This is a genomic window from Variovorax sp. PAMC 28711 (genome assembly GCF_001577265.1).
Classification (GTDB): domain Bacteria; phylum Pseudomonadota; class Gammaproteobacteria; order Burkholderiales; family Burkholderiaceae_C; genus Variovorax.
Map to the genome: position 1 here is coordinate 1,997,872 of NZ_CP014517.1, position 16,288 is coordinate 2,014,159.

General features: G+C 65.9%; 13 protein-coding genes. 3 read left to right on the forward strand and 10 right to left on the reverse strand.

Annotated features, from left to right (window positions below; all coding sequences use genetic code 11):
- Window positions 1–117: 117 nt before the first annotated feature.
- Window positions 118–2,475 (forward strand): M23 family metallopeptidase, encoded by a 2,358-nt coding sequence (locus AX767_RS09920; protein ID WP_068630885.1) that lies wholly within the window; start codon window positions 118–120, stop codon window positions 2,473–2,475.
- On the forward strand, window positions 2,472–3,224 hold the full coding sequence (locus AX767_RS21370; RefSeq protein ID WP_156481020.1) for a hypothetical protein: 753 nt from the start codon (window positions 2,472–2,474) through the stop codon (window positions 3,222–3,224). The genes AX767_RS09920 and AX767_RS21370 overlap by 4 nt, the downstream gene beginning before the upstream one ends.
- A gap of 254 nt (window positions 3,225–3,478) precedes the next feature.
- Here AX767_RS21370 and hutG read toward each other — a convergent pair whose 3' ends face one another.
- From hutG to AX767_RS09970, 10 genes are read right to left on the reverse strand one after another with little or no spacing between them, the layout of a single operon-like run.
- The gene (gene hutG / locus AX767_RS09925; protein WP_082754969.1) at window positions 3,479–4,357 is read right to left on the reverse strand and encodes an N-formylglutamate deformylase; all 879 of its coding nucleotides are present in this window, start codon (window positions 4,355–4,357) and stop codon (window positions 3,479–3,481) included.
- Window positions 4,354–5,742, reverse strand: coding sequence for a formimidoylglutamate deiminase (locus AX767_RS09930; protein WP_068630887.1), 1,389 nt, complete (start codon window positions 5,740–5,742; stop codon window positions 4,354–4,356). The genes hutG and AX767_RS09930 overlap by 4 nt, the downstream gene beginning before the upstream one ends.
- Window positions 5,739–6,959, reverse strand: coding sequence for an imidazolonepropionase (gene hutI / locus AX767_RS09935; protein ID WP_068630889.1), 1,221 nt, complete (start codon window positions 6,957–6,959; stop codon window positions 5,739–5,741). The genes AX767_RS09930 and hutI overlap by 4 nt, the downstream gene beginning before the upstream one ends.
- Complete coding sequence (locus tag AX767_RS09940) at window positions 6,956–7,543, reverse strand: HutD/Ves family protein (RefSeq protein WP_068630891.1); 588 nt, start codon at window positions 7,541–7,543, stop codon at window positions 6,956–6,958. The genes hutI and AX767_RS09940 overlap by 4 nt, the downstream gene beginning before the upstream one ends.
- 51 nt (window positions 7,544–7,594) lie before the next feature.
- Complete coding sequence (gene hutU / locus AX767_RS09945; protein WP_068630893.1) at window positions 7,595–9,319, reverse strand: urocanate hydratase; 1,725 nt, start codon at window positions 9,317–9,319, stop codon at window positions 7,595–7,597.
- On the reverse strand, window positions 9,316–10,860 hold the full coding sequence (gene hutH, locus AX767_RS09950) for a histidine ammonia-lyase (protein ID WP_068630895.1): 1,545 nt from the start codon (window positions 10,858–10,860) through the stop codon (window positions 9,316–9,318). The genes hutU and hutH overlap by 4 nt, the downstream gene beginning before the upstream one ends.
- 12 nt (window positions 10,861–10,872) lie before the next feature.
- Entirely contained in the window at window positions 10,873–11,607 is a 735-nt protein-coding gene (gene hutC, locus AX767_RS09955; protein WP_068630897.1) for a histidine utilization repressor, read from the reverse strand.
- Window positions 11,608–11,614: 7 nt separating this feature from the next.
- Window positions 11,615–12,394 carry an ABC transporter ATP-binding protein gene (locus tag AX767_RS09960; protein ID WP_068633555.1) on the reverse strand — a complete coding sequence of 260 codons (780 nt, stop codon included), beginning with the start codon at window positions 12,392–12,394 and terminating at the stop codon, window positions 11,615–11,617.
- 2 nt (window positions 12,395–12,396) lie between these two features.
- A complete protein-coding gene (locus AX767_RS09965) occupies window positions 12,397–13,188 on the reverse strand; it encodes an ABC transporter permease (protein WP_335338851.1) in 792 nt (263 codons plus the stop codon).
- Window positions 13,185–14,144 (reverse strand): ABC transporter substrate-binding protein, encoded by a 960-nt coding sequence (locus AX767_RS09970; protein WP_068630900.1) that lies wholly within the window; start codon window positions 14,142–14,144, stop codon window positions 13,185–13,187. The genes AX767_RS09965 and AX767_RS09970 overlap by 4 nt, the downstream gene beginning before the upstream one ends.
- A 203-nt stretch (window positions 14,145–14,347) precedes the next feature.
- Here AX767_RS09970 and recQ point away from each other — a divergent pair, with 203 nt between their 5' ends.
- Complete coding sequence (gene recQ, locus AX767_RS09975; RefSeq protein ID WP_443082771.1) at window positions 14,348–16,285, forward strand: DNA helicase RecQ; 1,938 nt, start codon at window positions 14,348–14,350, stop codon at window positions 16,283–16,285.
- The last annotated feature ends 3 nt before the right edge of the window (window positions 16,286–16,288 follow it).

Below are 16,288 nucleotides of genomic sequence, written 5' to 3' on the forward strand. Positions count from 1 at the left end.
GATCTTGGCGGTCCATTCGCTTTCCGAGTGGCCGTCAGGGAGTTGAACAATGAATATACGGACGATCCGTTGCGTCGTCGGTTTGCTGCGCCTTGGGCATGAACTCGAGGCGCGCCCATGATCCTCAGCCCACCCTTCCTTCCGCTTCGCGTCACCGGCTCGACAGACGACACCTGGCTCGACCAGGCCATGGCGCAACCCAACTCGCGCCTTCCCCGCACCGAAGCCCTCGAAGGCTCCTTCCCCCTCAGCTACAACCTCGCCTTGCACAACGGCATCCACCTGCAGGCACCCCAGGCGAGCGGCGCCAGCCTGCCGGTGCGCGCCATCGCCGATGGCGAAGTCGTCTTCGCCAGCGAACCGACTGCCCTAGACCCCAGTGTCGATCACGCCCAGAACTACAACCCCTTCGATCCACCCAACGTCAAGACCGCCGCCTGGACCGACAACGGCTGCGTCATCCTCCAGCACAAGACCGAAATCGGTGCCAATGGCACCACGCCCACCGAGCTCGTGTACTACAGCCTGTACATGCACCTGTCGAGCGTCGCCAAAATTGCAGTTGCCCCCGGCAAGTCCAAACGACCCCTGCATAAAGGCGATGCGATCTGGCGCAAGGACGAGATCGGCACCGCCGGGCAGATCTACGGCCACAAAGGCCAGATCCACTTCGAGATCTGCCTGGACGCGGCCAACCTGCAAAAGCTCATCGGTCGTGTCCCGGACTGGGTCGAACCCGCCATAGCGCCCGCCGCCTTGCCTGCACCGACCGCAGACGGCCGCATCGACAGCGTCTTCGGCAGCCTGTACTTCTATTTGCCGGCAAGTACCCCGACGGATACCGGCACCAGCTTGCCGAAGAACCACCTGCGCCGCACCGGCGGCACCACGCTGGGCACCGCGCTCTGGGTCCGCATGACCTACGAACTGGGCGGATGCACCTTCGAGACCTTCGATGAGCGGGGCCGCAAGGTGAGTGCCATGCCGACAGAGCCCGACGTCGAATACGAGCTCTACAAACTCGCCAACGCCCGCCACGACAGCTTGACGGCGCCTGCAGCCGGTGCACCGGCAAGCAGCAGTCCCAGCGGTTGGTACGAACTGCTCCGGTTCGGCCGTAACCTGGGCCGCGGCCCGGCGGCGACAGACAAGGACCCTCTGCCTTCCAACGCAGCGCACTGGCGCCGCATCGCCGATGCCAATGGCCAGAAGGTGTGGGCCGATTTGAACGCCAGCGGCAGCTTCAAGTTCAGCGATGCCGACTTCCTGCCGGCCATGGGCTGGAACTGCATCCAGGACGACACCAGCCCGAACGATCAGCGCTGCGATTCAGCCAACCTCAAGAACCTGATCCGCGATCCGGATGCAACGAACACCCGGCGCATGGAGACCAGCGAACTGGCAAGGCGAATCGGCGACGAAGCCGTGAAGCAAAAACTCCGGCGCGCGATCTGCAAGTTCCCGAGCGAGTGGGACCGGGCGAGTGTCAAGGCGCGCTATGGGTTCGTGCAGGACTTCGAGGGTTTCAAGAAGGCGCCGGAAGCTTGGCCCAACCTGCAGAAACACTTGGAGGCGCTTAGCTTCGACAACCTGCCGCAGGGGTTCAAGGACGCGGACTGGCGGGTGCATCCGCGGGAGTTCATTGGAATGATGCGACGGTGCTTGTGGTTGAGCGTGAACGAGGCCATTCAAATGTTCCCTCGGTCGGCGCTTCGAAAGACCGGCGCTACCACTTGGGCGAACGAGACGGTGAGTTTTGGGCGGCGAAATCTCGAAGACAACCTGATGCCGCTGAACAGAGCCGCCCGCAAATATTGCATCACGACATCGCAGCGATTAAGTGCGTTTTATGGAAACGCGATGCAAGAAACTCAGTGGTTCGCATTGTTGGCTGAAGGTGGCGGGCCGAGCACGCGCTATGCCCCGTGGTACGGAAGGGGATTCTTGCAACTTACCTGGCCCGCAAATTACTTAAGGTATGCAAGGTTCAGAGGGATGAACTTCAGTCCGCTGTTGGAATCGCAGCTTGGGGCCGCGCAAAAGACTGCTGACACGTCGCGCAACAATGCGACCTTGCAAGCGCTGGAAGGACGACTACCGCTCGACCTGGTCGCCCTTCGAAATTCTCTCGCGGACTCTAGATCGCAACGACATACGCCGAGCGATAGCGCGGGGGCCTATTGGGCGTGGAGCGAAGCAAACTCAAGCGCCGACCCGGCCGCAGCGTTCAAGAGAGTCCCCGTAATTACGTCGAGCGGCGCTGTTGTCTACTACACACACAGCAGTTTCGGGAACGTGGCGGCGACTGTGAATGTTGGGCATCCGTCGAGCAACTTCGGATCGATATATGGGGTGCAAGCGCGGTTCCAAGCCTACGTTTCCGCCGTGTTGGTGCTGACGGACTGTGAACAGTTTGCGGATGCTCAAGGACAAATGAAATGTTTGCCCGACGGGTGGATCAGGAGAGTCCTATGAAAACTCCTCGCGCCGAAATATTTAGCCTCTTGCTCGTATTGGCGATGTGCGGCGGTGCAGAAGTCTCTGCGCAAAAAGTGAGTGTTGTCGTTCCCGCGCCGCCTGCTTCGCAGTCGACTATGCCGACAGTCATCGCGACAGTGCACGGGAGTTGCAAGCTGGTTGTTGGTGATCTGCAAGGTGGTTATATCGAAGGCCCCAATCAAGAAAGCCCGGATGCCGTAGCGATTTACTTTAATAACTTTTCAAAAAATTGGGCGCAGGTTGTCAACATTCCGTTAAATTGCAAATCAAATTTGCATCCTGAGGAATCGAATTTAAACGAAATTAATATTGCCCTTGGTGTCACTCGAAGAGATGGTAAATGGGTTCCGGCCGATGGAAGAGAGCAATCATGCGATCCACATCGATTTGGCCGCGATGAAAGAAGTAAAGTTAATAGAAGTTCTCCGTGTTTTTATCCCGAGGAGCATTTCAAAATCATTAATTTCAAAGGAAAAAACTGGATAGGTGTCGGCGTGCTGTTGGACGAGACCAGTGGGAAGCCTCAGTTCAGACAACGCAAGTTCAGTTATTGCCTTAAAGAAGAAACCTCGACCTCAGCGCTGTGCGGGTACACACATGTGCGTTACCTGATGAACCCCAAACACGACGTCCTAGACAAGGTGCTAAAGATTTTTTCGAGCATTGAATTCGTCAATTCAGCATCGCAGCCGCCCGCTCCCGATCACAGCATTAGACCTAGATAGGATCGATAACTCACTTCGCCTCGGAGTAGCCCGCGAGAAATGTCTCATGCGGACCATGCTTCTATCCACGGGACGAACGCGAGACCTTGGGCCTTAAAGCAAAATTGGGATTGCGCGGCCAGTCAATGGAACGACAGGGATTCAAATTTAATCAGCCAGCCTTTAACTCCCCGGAAGCGGCGATATTTCTACCGCAGTGTTGAAGGATCTCACCAGCATCGAGTTCGTCAACGGCGCACGGGCAACGCCCGAACTCAGTACGCGCTAATCCGAGCTCGCGGAGTGCGCGTACCGGGACCAGAACAGAACGATCCTCGTTCGGCTGAACCCTCCACGAAGGCCAACACCGCCTCCAGCATCCGCCGCACAGGCGGCTGCACACCGGCCGCGACCTCGGGCAAATAGTCGAAGGGCAGCGCCTCCTGCATGTAGCTCGACTGCGTCTGCTCCAGCTGCACCGCATGCACGCCGCCGGCCGGGTTGCCGTACTGCCGCGTGATGTAGCCGCCCTTGAAGCGGCCGTTCAGCACGCCGGTGTAGCCCGGCGCCGTGGTGGCGATGTGAAGCAGTGTGTCGGCCAGCGCCGGATCGCAGCTCGTGCCGTTGGCGGTGCCCAGGTTCAGGTCGGGCAGCGTGCCATCGAAGAAGCGCGGCACGTGCGAGCGGATCGAATGCGCGTCCCACAACGCGACGGTGCCGTGGCGTGCGTGCAGGCGGCCGAGCTCGGTCTTCAACTGCGCGTGGTAGGGACGCCAGATCGCGTCGCGGCGCGCGGCGATCTCGACGTCGTCCGGCACGTCGCCGGCGGCATAGATCGGCGTCTTGTCGAAGGTGTCGACCGGGCAGAGGCCGGTCGTGTCCTGGCCCGGGTACAGGTTCTGGTTGTCGGGCGGCCGGTTCAGGTCGACCACATAACGCGAGTGTGTGGCGACCAATACCGAGGCGCCGAGTTCATCCGCGAAGTCGTACAAGCGCTCGAGGTGCCAATCGGTGTCGGGCACATGCCGCGCTTCGTCGCTGAAGCGCGCGGCAATGGCAGGCGGTACATGCGTGCCGACGTGCGGCATCGAGATCAGCAGAGGGCGCTTGCCCTGGCGAAAACGGAACGGCGGCTCGGTCGTGGTGAAGCTCATGGGGTGTCCAGCAGTTGGCGGCGCGCCGCGACGAAGCCGGCCGCGGCGCTGTCGTGAAAAAGATGGCGCCCGGCTGCCGTGCGCGGCTGGCCGGCCACCCACACCGCGTCGATCGCGCTGGTGCGGTGGCTGGCGAAGACGTGCGACGACAGCATGTCGTGCGCGGGCAGGCCGGCGAGCGCGGTGTGCGTCGCGTCGAGCACGACGAAATCGGCTTGCTGCCCGACGGCGAGTCCCCCGATGGCGCGGCCCGCTGCCTGCGCGCCGCCCTGCACGGCCGCGAGCGTCATCGCCGTCGCGACGTGCGGACGGTCGGCATCGGCCGCGACATTGCGCTGGCGCGTGCCGAGGCGCTGGCTGTATTCGAGCATCAGCAACTCTTCGGCCGCGTTGACGCAGACGTGGCTGTCGGAGCCGATGCCCCAGGCACCGCCGGCCACGCGCCACGCCGGCAGGTCGAAGATGCCGTCGCCGAGGTTCGCCTCGGTGGTCGGGCACAGGCCCGCGACCGCACCGCTCGCGGCCGCGCGGCGGTATTCGCCGGCGTCCAGGTGCGTGGCGTGCACGAGGCACCAGCGCGCATCGACCGGCGCGTGGTCGAGCAGCCACGCCACGGGCCGCTGCCCGCTCCACGCGACGCAGTCGTCGACCTCTTTCGTTTGCTCGGCGATGTGGACGTGCACCGGCGCCGTGGGGTCCATCGCGTGCAGGCCGGCCAGCGCCTCGCGCAAACCGTCCGGCGGCACGGCGCGCAGCGAATGCGGGGCGAGCCCGAGGCGTGCGCCCTGGGCATCGCACAGCGGTTTCAGGCGCTCGAGCAAGCGCAGCATCGAATCGGTCGAGCGAATGAAACGGCGCTGCCCGTCGTTGGGCGGCAGGCCGCCGAAGCCGCTGGTCTGGTAGAGCACCGGCAACAAGGTGAGGCCGATGCCGGCGTGCCGCGCCGCGCGCATCAGCGCCAGCGCGAGGGTCGCGTCGTCGGCGTAGGGGCGGCCGTCCGCGTCGTGGTGCACGTAGTGGAATTCGCAGACCGACGTGTAGCCCGCTTCGAGCATTTCGACATAGAGGCCGAGCGCGATCGCTTCGAGCTGTTCGGGGCCGAGCCGCGACGCGAAGCGGTACATCAGCGTGCGCCAGCTCCAGAAGCTGTCCTGCGCCTCGCCGCGGTACTCGGTCAGGCCCGCGATGGCGCGCTGAAAGGCGTGCGAATGAAGGTTGGGCATACCGGGAATCAGCGGGCCGGCGGCGGTGGGGGCGCCAGCTGCGGGCGCTGCACCAACCTCGAGCTGCACGAGTCGCCCCGCTCCATCCCACGCCAGCGCGACGTTCTTCGCCCAGCCGTTCGGCAGCAGCGCATCGGCCGCAAACAACGACCGCAACGTCATGCGCCCAGGCCTTCCGCGATGCGCCCCTGCCGCACCACCGTGCGCACGGGCCGCTGGCCGAACCAGTAGGCCAGCTCGGCCGCTTCCTGCAGGTTCCACAACACGAAGTTGGCCGGCATGCCGGCGGCGATGGCGCCGTGCGTCGCCTGCAAGCCGAGCGCGCGCGCTGCGTGCGTGGTGACCGCGTCGATCGCCTCGGGCACGGTCAGCCTGAACAGCGTGCAGGCCATGTTCACCATGAGCAGCAGGCTGAGCGCGGGCGAAGTGCCGGGGTTGTGGTCGGTCGATACGGCCATCGGCACGCCGGCCTTGCGCAATGCGGCGATGGGCGGCAGTTGCGTGTCACGCAGCGTGTAGTACGCGCCGGGCAGCAAGACGGCCACGGTACCGGCTTCGCGCATGGCGGCGATGCCGGCAGCCGACAAGTGCTCGATGTGGTCGCACGACAGCGCCCCGTAACGCGCGGCCAGCGCCGCGCCACCCATGTCGGACAGCTGTTCGGCGTGCAGCTTGACGGGCAGGCCGAGCGCCTGCGCCGCCTGGAACACACGCTCCGTTTCTTCCAGAGAAAACGCGATGCGCTCGCAGAACACGTCGACCGCGTCGACCAGCCCTTCGGCGGCGAGCGCGGGCAGCATCTGCGTGCAGACGAGATCGATGTAGTCGCTGCTGCGACCGGCGTATTCGGGCGGCAGCGCATGCGCGCCGAGGAAGGTGGTGCGCACCGTCACGCCGTGCGCCTCGCCCAGCCGGCGCGCCACGCGCAACTGCTTGCGCTCGTGTTCGAGCGCGAGACCGTAGCCCGACTTGATCTCGATCGCACACACGCCTTCGGCCAGCAGGTTGCGAAGGCGTGACGAGGCGCTCTCGAAGAGTTGGTCTTCGCTCGCCTCGCGCGTGGCACGCACGCTGGAGACGATGCCGCCGCCCGCCTTCGCCACCTCTTCGTAGCTGGCGCCCGCCAGCCGCATCGCGAACTCGTTGGCACGCTGGCCGCCGTAGACGAGGTGCGTGTGGCAATCGACGAGGCCCGGCGTGACGAGCGCGCCGCCGCCGTCGTGCACCCGCATCGACGCGAACCGCGCGGGCAGGCTCGCGCGCTTGCCGGTCCAGCGGATCACGCCGGCCTCGACGACGAGGGCCGTGTCGGTGCCGTCGATGGCGCGCAGCCGGGTCCAGAGACCGTCGGCCGAGGGGTGCGATGCGAAGGGCGTCACGGACTCGACTCGATCTCGTCGGCGTCGTGGATGTCCACGACCACCAGGCGCGCGCCGCGGCTGGCCGGCTCCAGATCCCATTCCTGCGCCTCGTCGGCCCACCAGATGCCCTGCCCTTGCGTCAGCTGCGAGCCGCTGACACGCCAGTGGCCGTCGATGCTCATGAGGAGGCCGCGGCGCGAGCGTTGCAGCAGCGCCGGCCGGTCTTCCACGATCCGCACTTCGGCACGGCAACGGCCGCGACGGCTCATCACGTTGAAATCGGTCGACTCACCGCCGAGCAGCGTGCACTGGATCGCGACATCGCCGCTGAAAGCGAAAGGCTCGTGCAGCGTGTCGAGCAGATGTTTCACGCCCTCACCCCTTAACTGCACGCCGTCGCCTGCGAGCAGCATGATCGTGCGGTCGACCCCTGTGAAAACCGAGAACGGGCCGCTGGCCTCGATGGTCGCGATGCTGACGCGCCAATCGAAATCGTCGAGCCCGGAACCGGGCGGCCAGCTCCCGATCTCGCGTGTGCTGCCGCCGCCATTCTTCCAGGCGGTGGCCGTTGCGCTTTCCTGGCTGAATCGTTGAACTGTCATGGCAGGACTCCTGGTGTCGTGCGCCGCCCATCGGCCGCGCGAAGCGCCAGCCTACTTCACCATCGGCAGGTTCAGCTTGTGCTTCTTCGCGGTCGCGAAGGCTTCCTCGTAGCCGGCGTCGGCGTGGCGCATCACGCCGGAGCCGCAATCGTTGACCAGCACCCGCGCCAGGCGCGCCGCGGCGGCATCGGTGCCGTCCGCGACGATCACCATGCCCGCGTGCTGCGAGTAGCCCATGCCGACACCGCCGCCGTGGTGAAGACTCACCCAGGTCGCGCCGCCCGCGGTGTTGAGAAGCGCGTTGAGCAGCGGCCAGTCGGAAACGGCATCGGTGCCGTCCTTCATCGATTCGGTCTCGCGGTTGGGGCTCGCGACCGAGCCGGTGTCCAGGTGGTCGCGGCCGATCACGATCGGCCCCTTCAGCTCGCCCGACTTCACCATCTCGTTGAAGGCGAGGCCGGCCTTGTCGCGCTCGCCGAGGCCGAGCCAGCAGATGCGCGCGGGAAGGCCCTGAAAGGCGATGCGCTCGCGCGCCATGTCGAGCCAGCGGTGCGTGTGGGTGTTGTCGGGAAACAGCTCCTTGATCTTCGCATCGGTCTTGTAGATGTCTTCGGGGTCACCGGACAGCGCGACCCAGCGGAACGGGCCCTTGCCTTCGCAGAACAGCGGGCGGATGTAGGCCGGCACGAAGCCGGGGAAGTCGAAGGCGTTGGCCAGGCCTTCGTCGAACGCGACCTGGCGGATGTTGTTGCCGTAGTCGACCGTCGGGATGCCCATGGCCTGGAAGTCGAGCATCGCCTGCACATGCTTCACGCACGACTTCGCGGCCGCGTCGGTGAGCGCCGCGTGCTGCGCCGGGTCTTTCATCGCGGCCTGCCATTGCGGCACGGTCCAGCCGCTTGGCAGGTAGCCGTTGATCAGGTCGTGCGCGGAGGTCTGGTCGGTCACGAGGTCGGGCCGGATCGCGGTGCCGGCCTTCGCGCGCTTGACCAGCTCGGGCACGATCTCGGCCGCGTTGCCGAGCAGCGCGATCGACACGGCTTCCTTCATCGCCGTGTGGTGCGCGATGAGTGCAAGCGCATCGTCCAGGTCTTTGGCCTGCTTGTCGACGTAGCGCGTGCGCAAGCGGAAGTCGATGCTCGACTGCTGGCACTCGATGGCCAGCACGCAGGCGCCGGCCAGCACGCCCGCCAGCGGCTGCGCGCCGCCCATGCCGCCGAGCCCGGCGGTGAGGATCCACTTGCCGGCGAGATCGTTGTCGTAGTGCTGGCGGCCGGCTTCGACGAAGGTCTCGAAGGTGCCCTGCACGATGCCCTGCGCGCCGATGTAGATCCAGCTGCCGGCCGTCATCTGGCCGTACATGAAGAGCCCGGCACGGTCGAGCTCGTTGAACTTGTCCCACGTCGCCCACTTGGGCACGAGGTTGGAGTTGGCGATGAGCACGCGCGGCGCATTCGCGTGCGTCTTGAACACGCCGACCGGCTTGCCCGACTGGATGAGCAGCGACTCGTCGTCTTCCAGCACCTTGAGCGATTCGAGGATTTGGTCGAAGCATTCCCAGTTGCGCGCCGCCCGGCCGATGCCGCCGTACACCACGAGGTCTTGCGGACGCTCGGCCACTTCGGGGTCGAGGTTGTTCTGCAGCATGCGGAACGGCGCTTCGGTGAGCCAGCTCTTGCAGCTCAGTTCGGTGCCGCGCGGCGAGCGCACCACGCGGCTCGGGTCGTGACGCGGATCGGCCAGCGTGGCGTTCAGAAACTTTTCGGGGGCGTTCATGGCGTGTCTCCTGGGAGGTGGCTGGGGAGGATGTTCAGCAAGGCGCCGGGCAGCGCAGCCGCGAGCGCCCAGCGGCGCATGGCTTCGATGTCGGGCGCGAGGTAGCGGTCACGTTCGAGGTAGGCGACCTGCGCGCGGATCGTCGTGAATTCGGCCTCGACAAGCGGCGAGCTTTTCAGGCCCCGCTTGAGTTCGATGCCTTGTGCGGCGCACATCGCCTCGATGCCGACCACGACCGCGGTGTTGTTCACCATGTCGCCGAGCCGGCGTGCCGCGAAGGTGGCCATCGACACATGGTCTTCCTGGTTGGCCGATGTCGGCAGGCTGTCCACGCTGGCCGGATGCGCGAGCGACTTGTTCTCCGAGGCGAGCGCGGCAGCGGTGACCTGCGCGATCATGAAACCGGAGTTGAGTCCGCCGTCGTGCACGAGGAACGGCGGCAGGCCCGAGAGGCCGGTGTCGAGCAGCAGCGCGATGCGGCGCTCGGCGATCGCGCCAATCTCGGCGATCGCGAGCGCGAGGATGTCGGCGGCGAAGGCGACGGGTTCGGCGTGGAAGTTGCCACCGGAGATCACCTCACCGGTGTCGGTAAAGACGAGCGGGTTGTCCGACGCCGCGTTGGCTTCGATCACCAGCACGCGCGCCGCGTGCGTCAGGTTGTCGAGGCACGCGCCCATCACCTGCGGGATGCAGCGCACCGAGTACGGGTCTTGCACGCGGCCGCAGTCGGCATGCGACGGCACGATCTCGCTGCCGTCGAGCAGCGTGCGCACCGCGCCCGCCACCGCCATCTGGCCCGGCTGGCCGCGCGCTGCGTGGATGCGCGCATCGAAGGGCTTGATCGAGCCCTGGATCGCTTCGAGCGACAGCGCGCCCGACATCAGCGCGGAGGCGAACACGTTCTCCGCGCCGAACAGGCCGGCGAGCGCGAGCGCGGTCGACACCTGCGTGCCGTTGAGCAGTGCGAGCCCTTCTTTCGGGCCGAGCACGAAGGGCGCGAGGCCGATGCTGCGCATCGCTTCGGCACCGCTCACTGTCTGGCCGTCTGCGGTGATCGCTTCGCCTTCGCCGATCAGCACGCAGGCCATGTGCGCGAGCGGCGCGAGGTCGCCCGAGGCGCCGACCGACCCCTTGCACGGAATGCGCGGCGTGACGCCCGCGTTGAAGAGCGCGAGCAGCGCCTCGACCAGCGCAGGCCGCACCCCCGAGTGCCCGCGCGCGAGGCTCACTGCCTTGGTCGCGAGCACGAGACGCACCACGGCCGCATCGAGCGGCTCGCCGGTGCCCACGCTGTGCGAGAGCACGAGGTTGCGCTGCAGCGTGGCCAGGTGGTCGTTGCCGATGCGCGTGCTCGCGAGCTTGCCGAAGCCGGTGTTGATGCCGTAGACCACCTCGTCGTTGTCGACGATGTGCTGCACCGCGGCGCGTGCCGCTTCCATGCCGCCAGCGGTCGCCGGGTCGAGCGCCAGCGAGACGCCGCCCGCGTAAATGCGGCGCAGCAGTGCGAGGTGGACCTGGCCGGGCGTGAGGGTGGTTGTCATCTTTTTCTTTTCTCAGGACGTCGGGTTGCCGTCCGCGCGGAACCGACTGCCGAGCCGGTAGCGCGACGCCGGATGCAGGCAGCGCACCCAGGTCACCGGCACGTTGCGCGTCCAGGTGCGGCGCGTGAGCAAAAGACAGGGCTCGCTCGCTTCCATCGCCAGCATCGCGGCCTGTTCGGCGGTCGGCAGCACCGCGTCGACGAGGTGTTCGATCTGGTCGAAGGGCACGTTGCGCACCAGGTACTCGCTCGGCGGCACGGCTTCGAAATCCTGCTCCAGAAAGTCGGGCACGACCTGCGGATTGACGTAGCGCTCTTCGAGCTGCACCGGCGTGGCGTTCTCCAGGTGCAGGCAGGCGCTGTGGAACACCGAGGCGCCGGCGCGCAGGTCGAGCCACGCCGCCACGTCGGGCGAGGCGGTGAGGCGCTCGACCGTCAGCATGCGGCAGCGGTAGTCGTGGCCGCGCTGGCGAATCTCGCTCGCGATGTTGGCGATCTGCAGCAAGGTCGACTGCGGCTTGTTCTCGGCCACGAAGCTGCCGACACCGGCCACGCGCGTGATGCGGCCCTGCTCCACCAGCTCGCGCAGCGCGCGGTTCACCGTCATGCGCGAAATGCCGAACTGCGCGACCAGCTCGTGCTCCGAAGGCAGCCGGTGCCCCGCCGGCCAGGTGCCGTCCTGGATCTTGCGGGAGATGTGCTCCTTGATTTGCGCGTAGAGCGCGAGCGAAGGCAGGTCGCGTTTCATGGCGAGCTCAGTGATCGGCCGACGCCATCGACTCGGCGCGGATCTCTTCCGTCAGGCGCGCCTTGATTTCCATGAACTCGGGCGAGGTCTTGATCGTGTAGTGGCGCGGATGCGGGAAGTCGACCGCGATCTCGGTCTTGATGCGGCCCGGCCGCGCGCTGAACACCGCCACGCGGTTCGCCATGAAGATCGCCTCGTCGATGTCGTGCGTGACGAAGAGCACCGTCTTCTGCGCCGACTCCCAGATGCCGAGCAGCAGCTCCTGCATCAGCACGCGGGTCTGGTTGTCGAGCGCGCCGAAGGGCTCGTCGAGCAGCAGCATCTTGGGGTCGTTGGCGAGGGCGCGGGCGATGGCCGTGCGCTGCTGCATGCCGCCCGAGAGCTGCTTGGGAAAGTGGTTCTCGAAACCGCGCAGGCCGACCTTCGCGATAAAGAAATCGCTGCGCTCTTTCTGCGCGGCTTCGCTCATGCCGCGTTCACGCAAGCCGAAGCGGATGTTCTGCGCGATGGTGAGCCACGGGAACAGCGTGTAGCTCTGGAACACCACGCCGCGGTCCGCGCCGGGACCATCGATGTGCTGGCCGTCGAGCAGCACCTGGCCGGTGGTCGGGAAGTCGAGCCCCGCGACGATGCGCAGCAGCGTCGACTTGCCGCAACCCGACGGGCCGAGGATCGTGACGAAATCGTTTTCCTTCACCTCGAAATCGATCGGCTGCAACGCCTGCGTGCGCTGGCCCTTGGTGCCCTCGAAGACGCGCGAGACGCCCTGGATGGAGAGTTGGTTCATGCTCACAGCGAGGCCCATCCAAATAAGCGCTTGTTCAATGCCTTGAACGCAAAGTCCGACACGAGTCCGATGATGCCGATCACGATGATCCCGAAGATGATCTGGCCGGTGTTCAACAGCGCCTGGCTGTCGGTGATCATGTGGCCGATGCCCGACGACGAGCCGATCAGTTCGGCCACGATCACGTAGGTCCAGGCCCAGCCGAGCACGAGACGCAGCGTTTCGGCGATGCCGGGTGCAGCGCCCGGAATCAGCACGCGTTTGACGATGCCCTTGCTGTTCGCGCCCAGCGTGTACGCCGCCTCCACGAGGTCCTTGCGCGCACCGCCCACGATGACCGCGACCATGAGGATGATCTGGAACACCGAACCGATGAAGATCACCAGCAGCTTCTGCGTCTCGCCGATGCCCGCCCACAGGATGAGCAGCGGAATGAAGGCCGACGCCGGCAGGTAGCGGCAGAAGGAAACGAAGGGCTCGAAGAAAGCTTCGACCGGCTTCCACGCGCCCATTGCGATGCCCAGCGGCACCGCCACGATCGTGGCCAGCACGAAGCCGCCGAACACGCGCCACACCGTCATGCCGATGTCGTGGAGGAAGTCGAACTCGGTGAAGAGCAGCCAGCCCTCCTTCACCATCGTGACCGGGCTGGCCAGGAAGGTGGGCGACACGAAGCCGCCCAGCGTGAAGAACGACCACACCGCCACGAACAGCACGAAGAAGCCGACGCCCAGCATCCAGCGGGCCTGGCTCCCCACCGGCTCCAGCGGGGCGATCGGGCGGCGCCGGATCACTTGATGTACGACGCGTCGAAGGTCGCGGCCAGGTTCTCCGGCGCCTTGCGGATCACGCCGGCTTCCAGGAGGATCTTTTCAGCGTCCTTCATGAAAGCGGTGATCTCGCCGGCGAAGAATTTCTGGTTGGCGGCCTTGTCCTGCCAGCGCAGGTAGGCCGACGACTTGGCGAACTGCTCGCCGCTCTGCTTGACGGCCGAACCCATGAGTTCGTTGGCCTTGGTCGGGTCGTTCTTGATCATTTCCAGCGCCTCGAAGTACGAGTTGGTCAGCGCCTGTGCGGCCTTCGCGTTGGCCTTGAGCCAGGTCGGCGCGCAGCCGACGGTGTCCATCACCATCGGGTAGTCGAGCGTGGTCGCGAGGATCTTGCCGGCGGCCGGGTTGGCGCGCACGGTCGAGAGATAAGGCTCGTAGGTCATGGCGGCGTCGTTCTGGCCGGCGACGAAGGCGGTGGCGGCGGGTTGCGGCTCCAGCGAGACCAGCTTCACGTCCTTGAGCGTCATGCCGTTCTTGTTGAGCATCCAGGCCAGGCCGAAGTACGGCGCGGTGCCCGGCGCGCTGACGCCGATGCTCTTGCCCTTGAGGTCGGCAAAGCTCTTGATGTCGTTGCGCACGGCGAGGCCGTCGGCGCCGTAGGACTTGTCCATCTGGAAGATCTGGACGATCGGCACGCCGTTGGCGTTCCATGCGACGTGCGTCTCGACCGTGGTGGCCGCGCAATGGATCGCTTCGGCGGCGAGCGCGAGGTGACGGTCTTTTTGCGGAATCATCTTGAGCTCGACGTCCAGGCCGTTCTTCTTGAAGATGCCGGCCTTGTCGGCCAGCGACAGCGGCGCGAACCCGGTCCAGCCGGACATGCCGAGCACGATCTTGGTGTCCTGCGCCTGGGCGGCACCAGCGGCGCACAGGCCCGCGGCAAAAAGAGTGGCAACTTTGAAGACGACCGTTTTGACCATGGGAACTCCTGAGAACTGACTGGGTGGATGAGCGGATTGTGGTCGTGCGCCCCAACTTGTCTATACAGGGTGAACCCTGTGCGCGAATGCGGTGCGTTTCTCTGGTGAAAGTGCACCAGAACGCTGTCTATACAAGTAGCGGCGCCCCGAACGCTGGAACACCGCAAACGCCGTGCCAGTTGACCGGCGGGGCGACGTCGATCATGGACAATCGATCCCTTTCGTCGCAATCCGTGTCGTCCGCCACCCTCCCCCGTTCCCCCATCGCCATCGACGGCGACGCCGCGCCCGCCGCGATCCTTCACGAGGTTTTTGGCTACGCGCAGTTCCGTGGCGCGCAGGCCGAGATCGTCGACCACGTGGTCGCGGGCGGCGACGCGCTGGTGCTGATGCCCACGGGCGGTGGCAAGTCGCTGTGCTACCAGATTCCGGCCATCGCGCGGCAGCGCATGGGGCGCGGCGTGAGCATCGTGGTGTCGCCGCTGATCGCGCTGATGCACGACCAGGTCGGTGCGCTGCACGAGGCCGGCGTGAACGCGGCTTTCCTCAATTCGACGCTCGACTGGGAGCAGACGCAGGACGTCGAGCGACGCATGCTGAGCGGCGAGATCACGCTGCTCTACGCGGCGCCCGAGCGGGTGAACACGCCGCGCTTCCTGCAGCAGCTCGACTCGCTGAAGCAGCGCGGCAAGCTGTCGCTTTTCGCGATCGACGAGGCGCATTGCGTGAGCCAGTGGGGCCACGATTTTCGCCCCGAGTACCGCGCGCTCACCGTGCTGCACGAGCGGTACCCGGGCGTGCCGCGCATCGCGCTCACCGCCACCGCCGACGACCTGACGCGGGCCGACATCGTCGAGCGCCTGCAGCTCGAAGAAGCGCGCCAGTTCGTCAGCAGCTTCGACCGCCCGAACATCCGCTACACGATCGTCGAGAAGAAGGAGGCGACCACGCAGTTGCTGCGCTTCATCGAGAGCGAGCACGAAGGCGATGCCGGCGTCGTCTATTGCCAGTCGCGCAAGCGGGTTGAGGACGTGGCGATCACCCTGCAGAACGCAGGCATCAACGCGCTGCCGTACCACGCGGGCCTCGACGCGGCCGTGCGGCAAAAACACCAGGATCGGTTCCTGCGCGAAGAAGGCATCGTGATGGTCGCGACCATCGCGTTCGGCATGGGCATCGACAAGCCCGATGTGCGCTTCGTCGGCCACCTCGACATGCCCAAGAACATCGAGGGCTACTACCAGGAAACCGGTCGCGCGGGCCGCGACGGCGCGCCGGCCGATGCCTGGATGACCTACGGCCTGCAGGACGTGGTGAACCAGCGCCGCATGATCGACGAGAGCCCCGCCGGCGAGCCATTCAAGGAGGTCATGCGCGGCAAGCTCGATGCGCTGCTGTCGCTGGCCGAAGCGAGCGACTGCCGCCGCGTGCGGCTGCTCGGTTACTTCGGCGAAGCCTCGACGCCGTGCGGCAATTGCGACAACTGCATCACGCCGCCGCAGGTGTGGGACGGCACGGACGCCGCGCGCAAGCTGCTCAGCACGATCTATCGCGTGCAGCAGCAGAGCGGCATCAGCTTCGGTGCGGGCCACGTCATGGACATCCTGCGCGGCAAGGTGACCGACAAGACCAAACAGTTCGGCCACGAGCGCATTAGCACCTTCGGGCTGGGCGCGGAGTTCAGCGAAGTGCAACTGCGCGGCGTGCTGCGGCAGTTGATCGCGACCGGTGCACTGGCGGTCGACACCGAAGCCTTCAACACGCTCAAGCTCACCGAGGGCTCGCGCGCGGTGTTGAAGGGCGAAGCGAACGTCGCGCTGCGCGAATCGGTGTCGTCGCCAGCATCACGCTCGGGGGGCAAGACGCGCCGCGACAAGACCGCACGCGGCGCGCCCTCGCCGGCCGCCGCGACGCTCGACGCCGCAGGCCAGGCGCGCTTCGACGCGCTCAAGGCATGGCGCGCCGAAGTCGCGAAGGAGCACAACCTGCCGGCCTACGTGATCTTTCACGACGCCACGCTCGCGTCGATCGCCGAGCGCTCGCCCGCCACGCTGGAAGACCTGCAAGGCATCAGCGGCATCGGCACCAAGAAGCTGGAAGCGTACGGGGCGGACGTGCTGCGGGTGTGCAGCAGCTTTTGAGCA

What these genes read in the sequence shown, in the direction of transcription:
- AX767_RS09920 (WP_068630885.1), top strand. Translation starts at nt 118, where the DNA reads ATGATCCTCAGCCCACCCTTCCTTCCGCTTCGCGTCACCGGCTCGACA.
- AX767_RS21370 (WP_156481020.1), top strand. Translation starts at nt 2,472, where the DNA reads ATGAAAACTCCTCGCGCCGAAATATTTAGCCTCTTGCTCGTATTGGCG.
- hutG (WP_082754969.1), bottom strand. Translation starts at nt 4,357, where the DNA reads ATGAGCTTCACCACGACCGAGCCGCCGTTCCGTTTTCGCCAGGGCAAG.
- AX767_RS09930 (WP_068630887.1), bottom strand. Translation starts at nt 5,742, where the DNA reads ATGACGTTGCGGTCGTTGTTTGCGGCCGATGCGCTGCTGCCGAACGGC.
- AX767_RS09940 (WP_068630891.1), bottom strand. Translation starts at nt 7,543, where the DNA reads ATGACAGTTCAACGATTCAGCCAGGAAAGCGCAACGGCCACCGCCTGG.
- hutU (WP_068630893.1), bottom strand. Translation starts at nt 9,319, where the DNA reads ATGAACGCCCCCGAAAAGTTTCTGAACGCCACGCTGGCCGATCCGCGT.
- hutH (WP_068630895.1), bottom strand. Translation starts at nt 10,860, where the DNA reads ATGACAACCACCCTCACGCCCGGCCAGGTCCACCTCGCACTGCTGCGC.
- hutC (WP_068630897.1), bottom strand. Translation starts at nt 11,607, where the DNA reads ATGAAACGCGACCTGCCTTCGCTCGCGCTCTACGCGCAAATCAAGGAG.
- AX767_RS09960 (WP_068633555.1), bottom strand. Translation starts at nt 12,394, where the DNA reads ATGAACCAACTCTCCATCCAGGGCGTCTCGCGCGTCTTCGAGGGCACC.
- AX767_RS09970 (WP_068630900.1), bottom strand. Translation starts at nt 14,144, where the DNA reads ATGGTCAAAACGGTCGTCTTCAAAGTTGCCACTCTTTTTGCCGCGGGC.
- recQ (WP_443082771.1), top strand. Translation starts at nt 14,348, where the DNA reads ATGGACAATCGATCCCTTTCGTCGCAATCCGTGTCGTCCGCCACCCTC.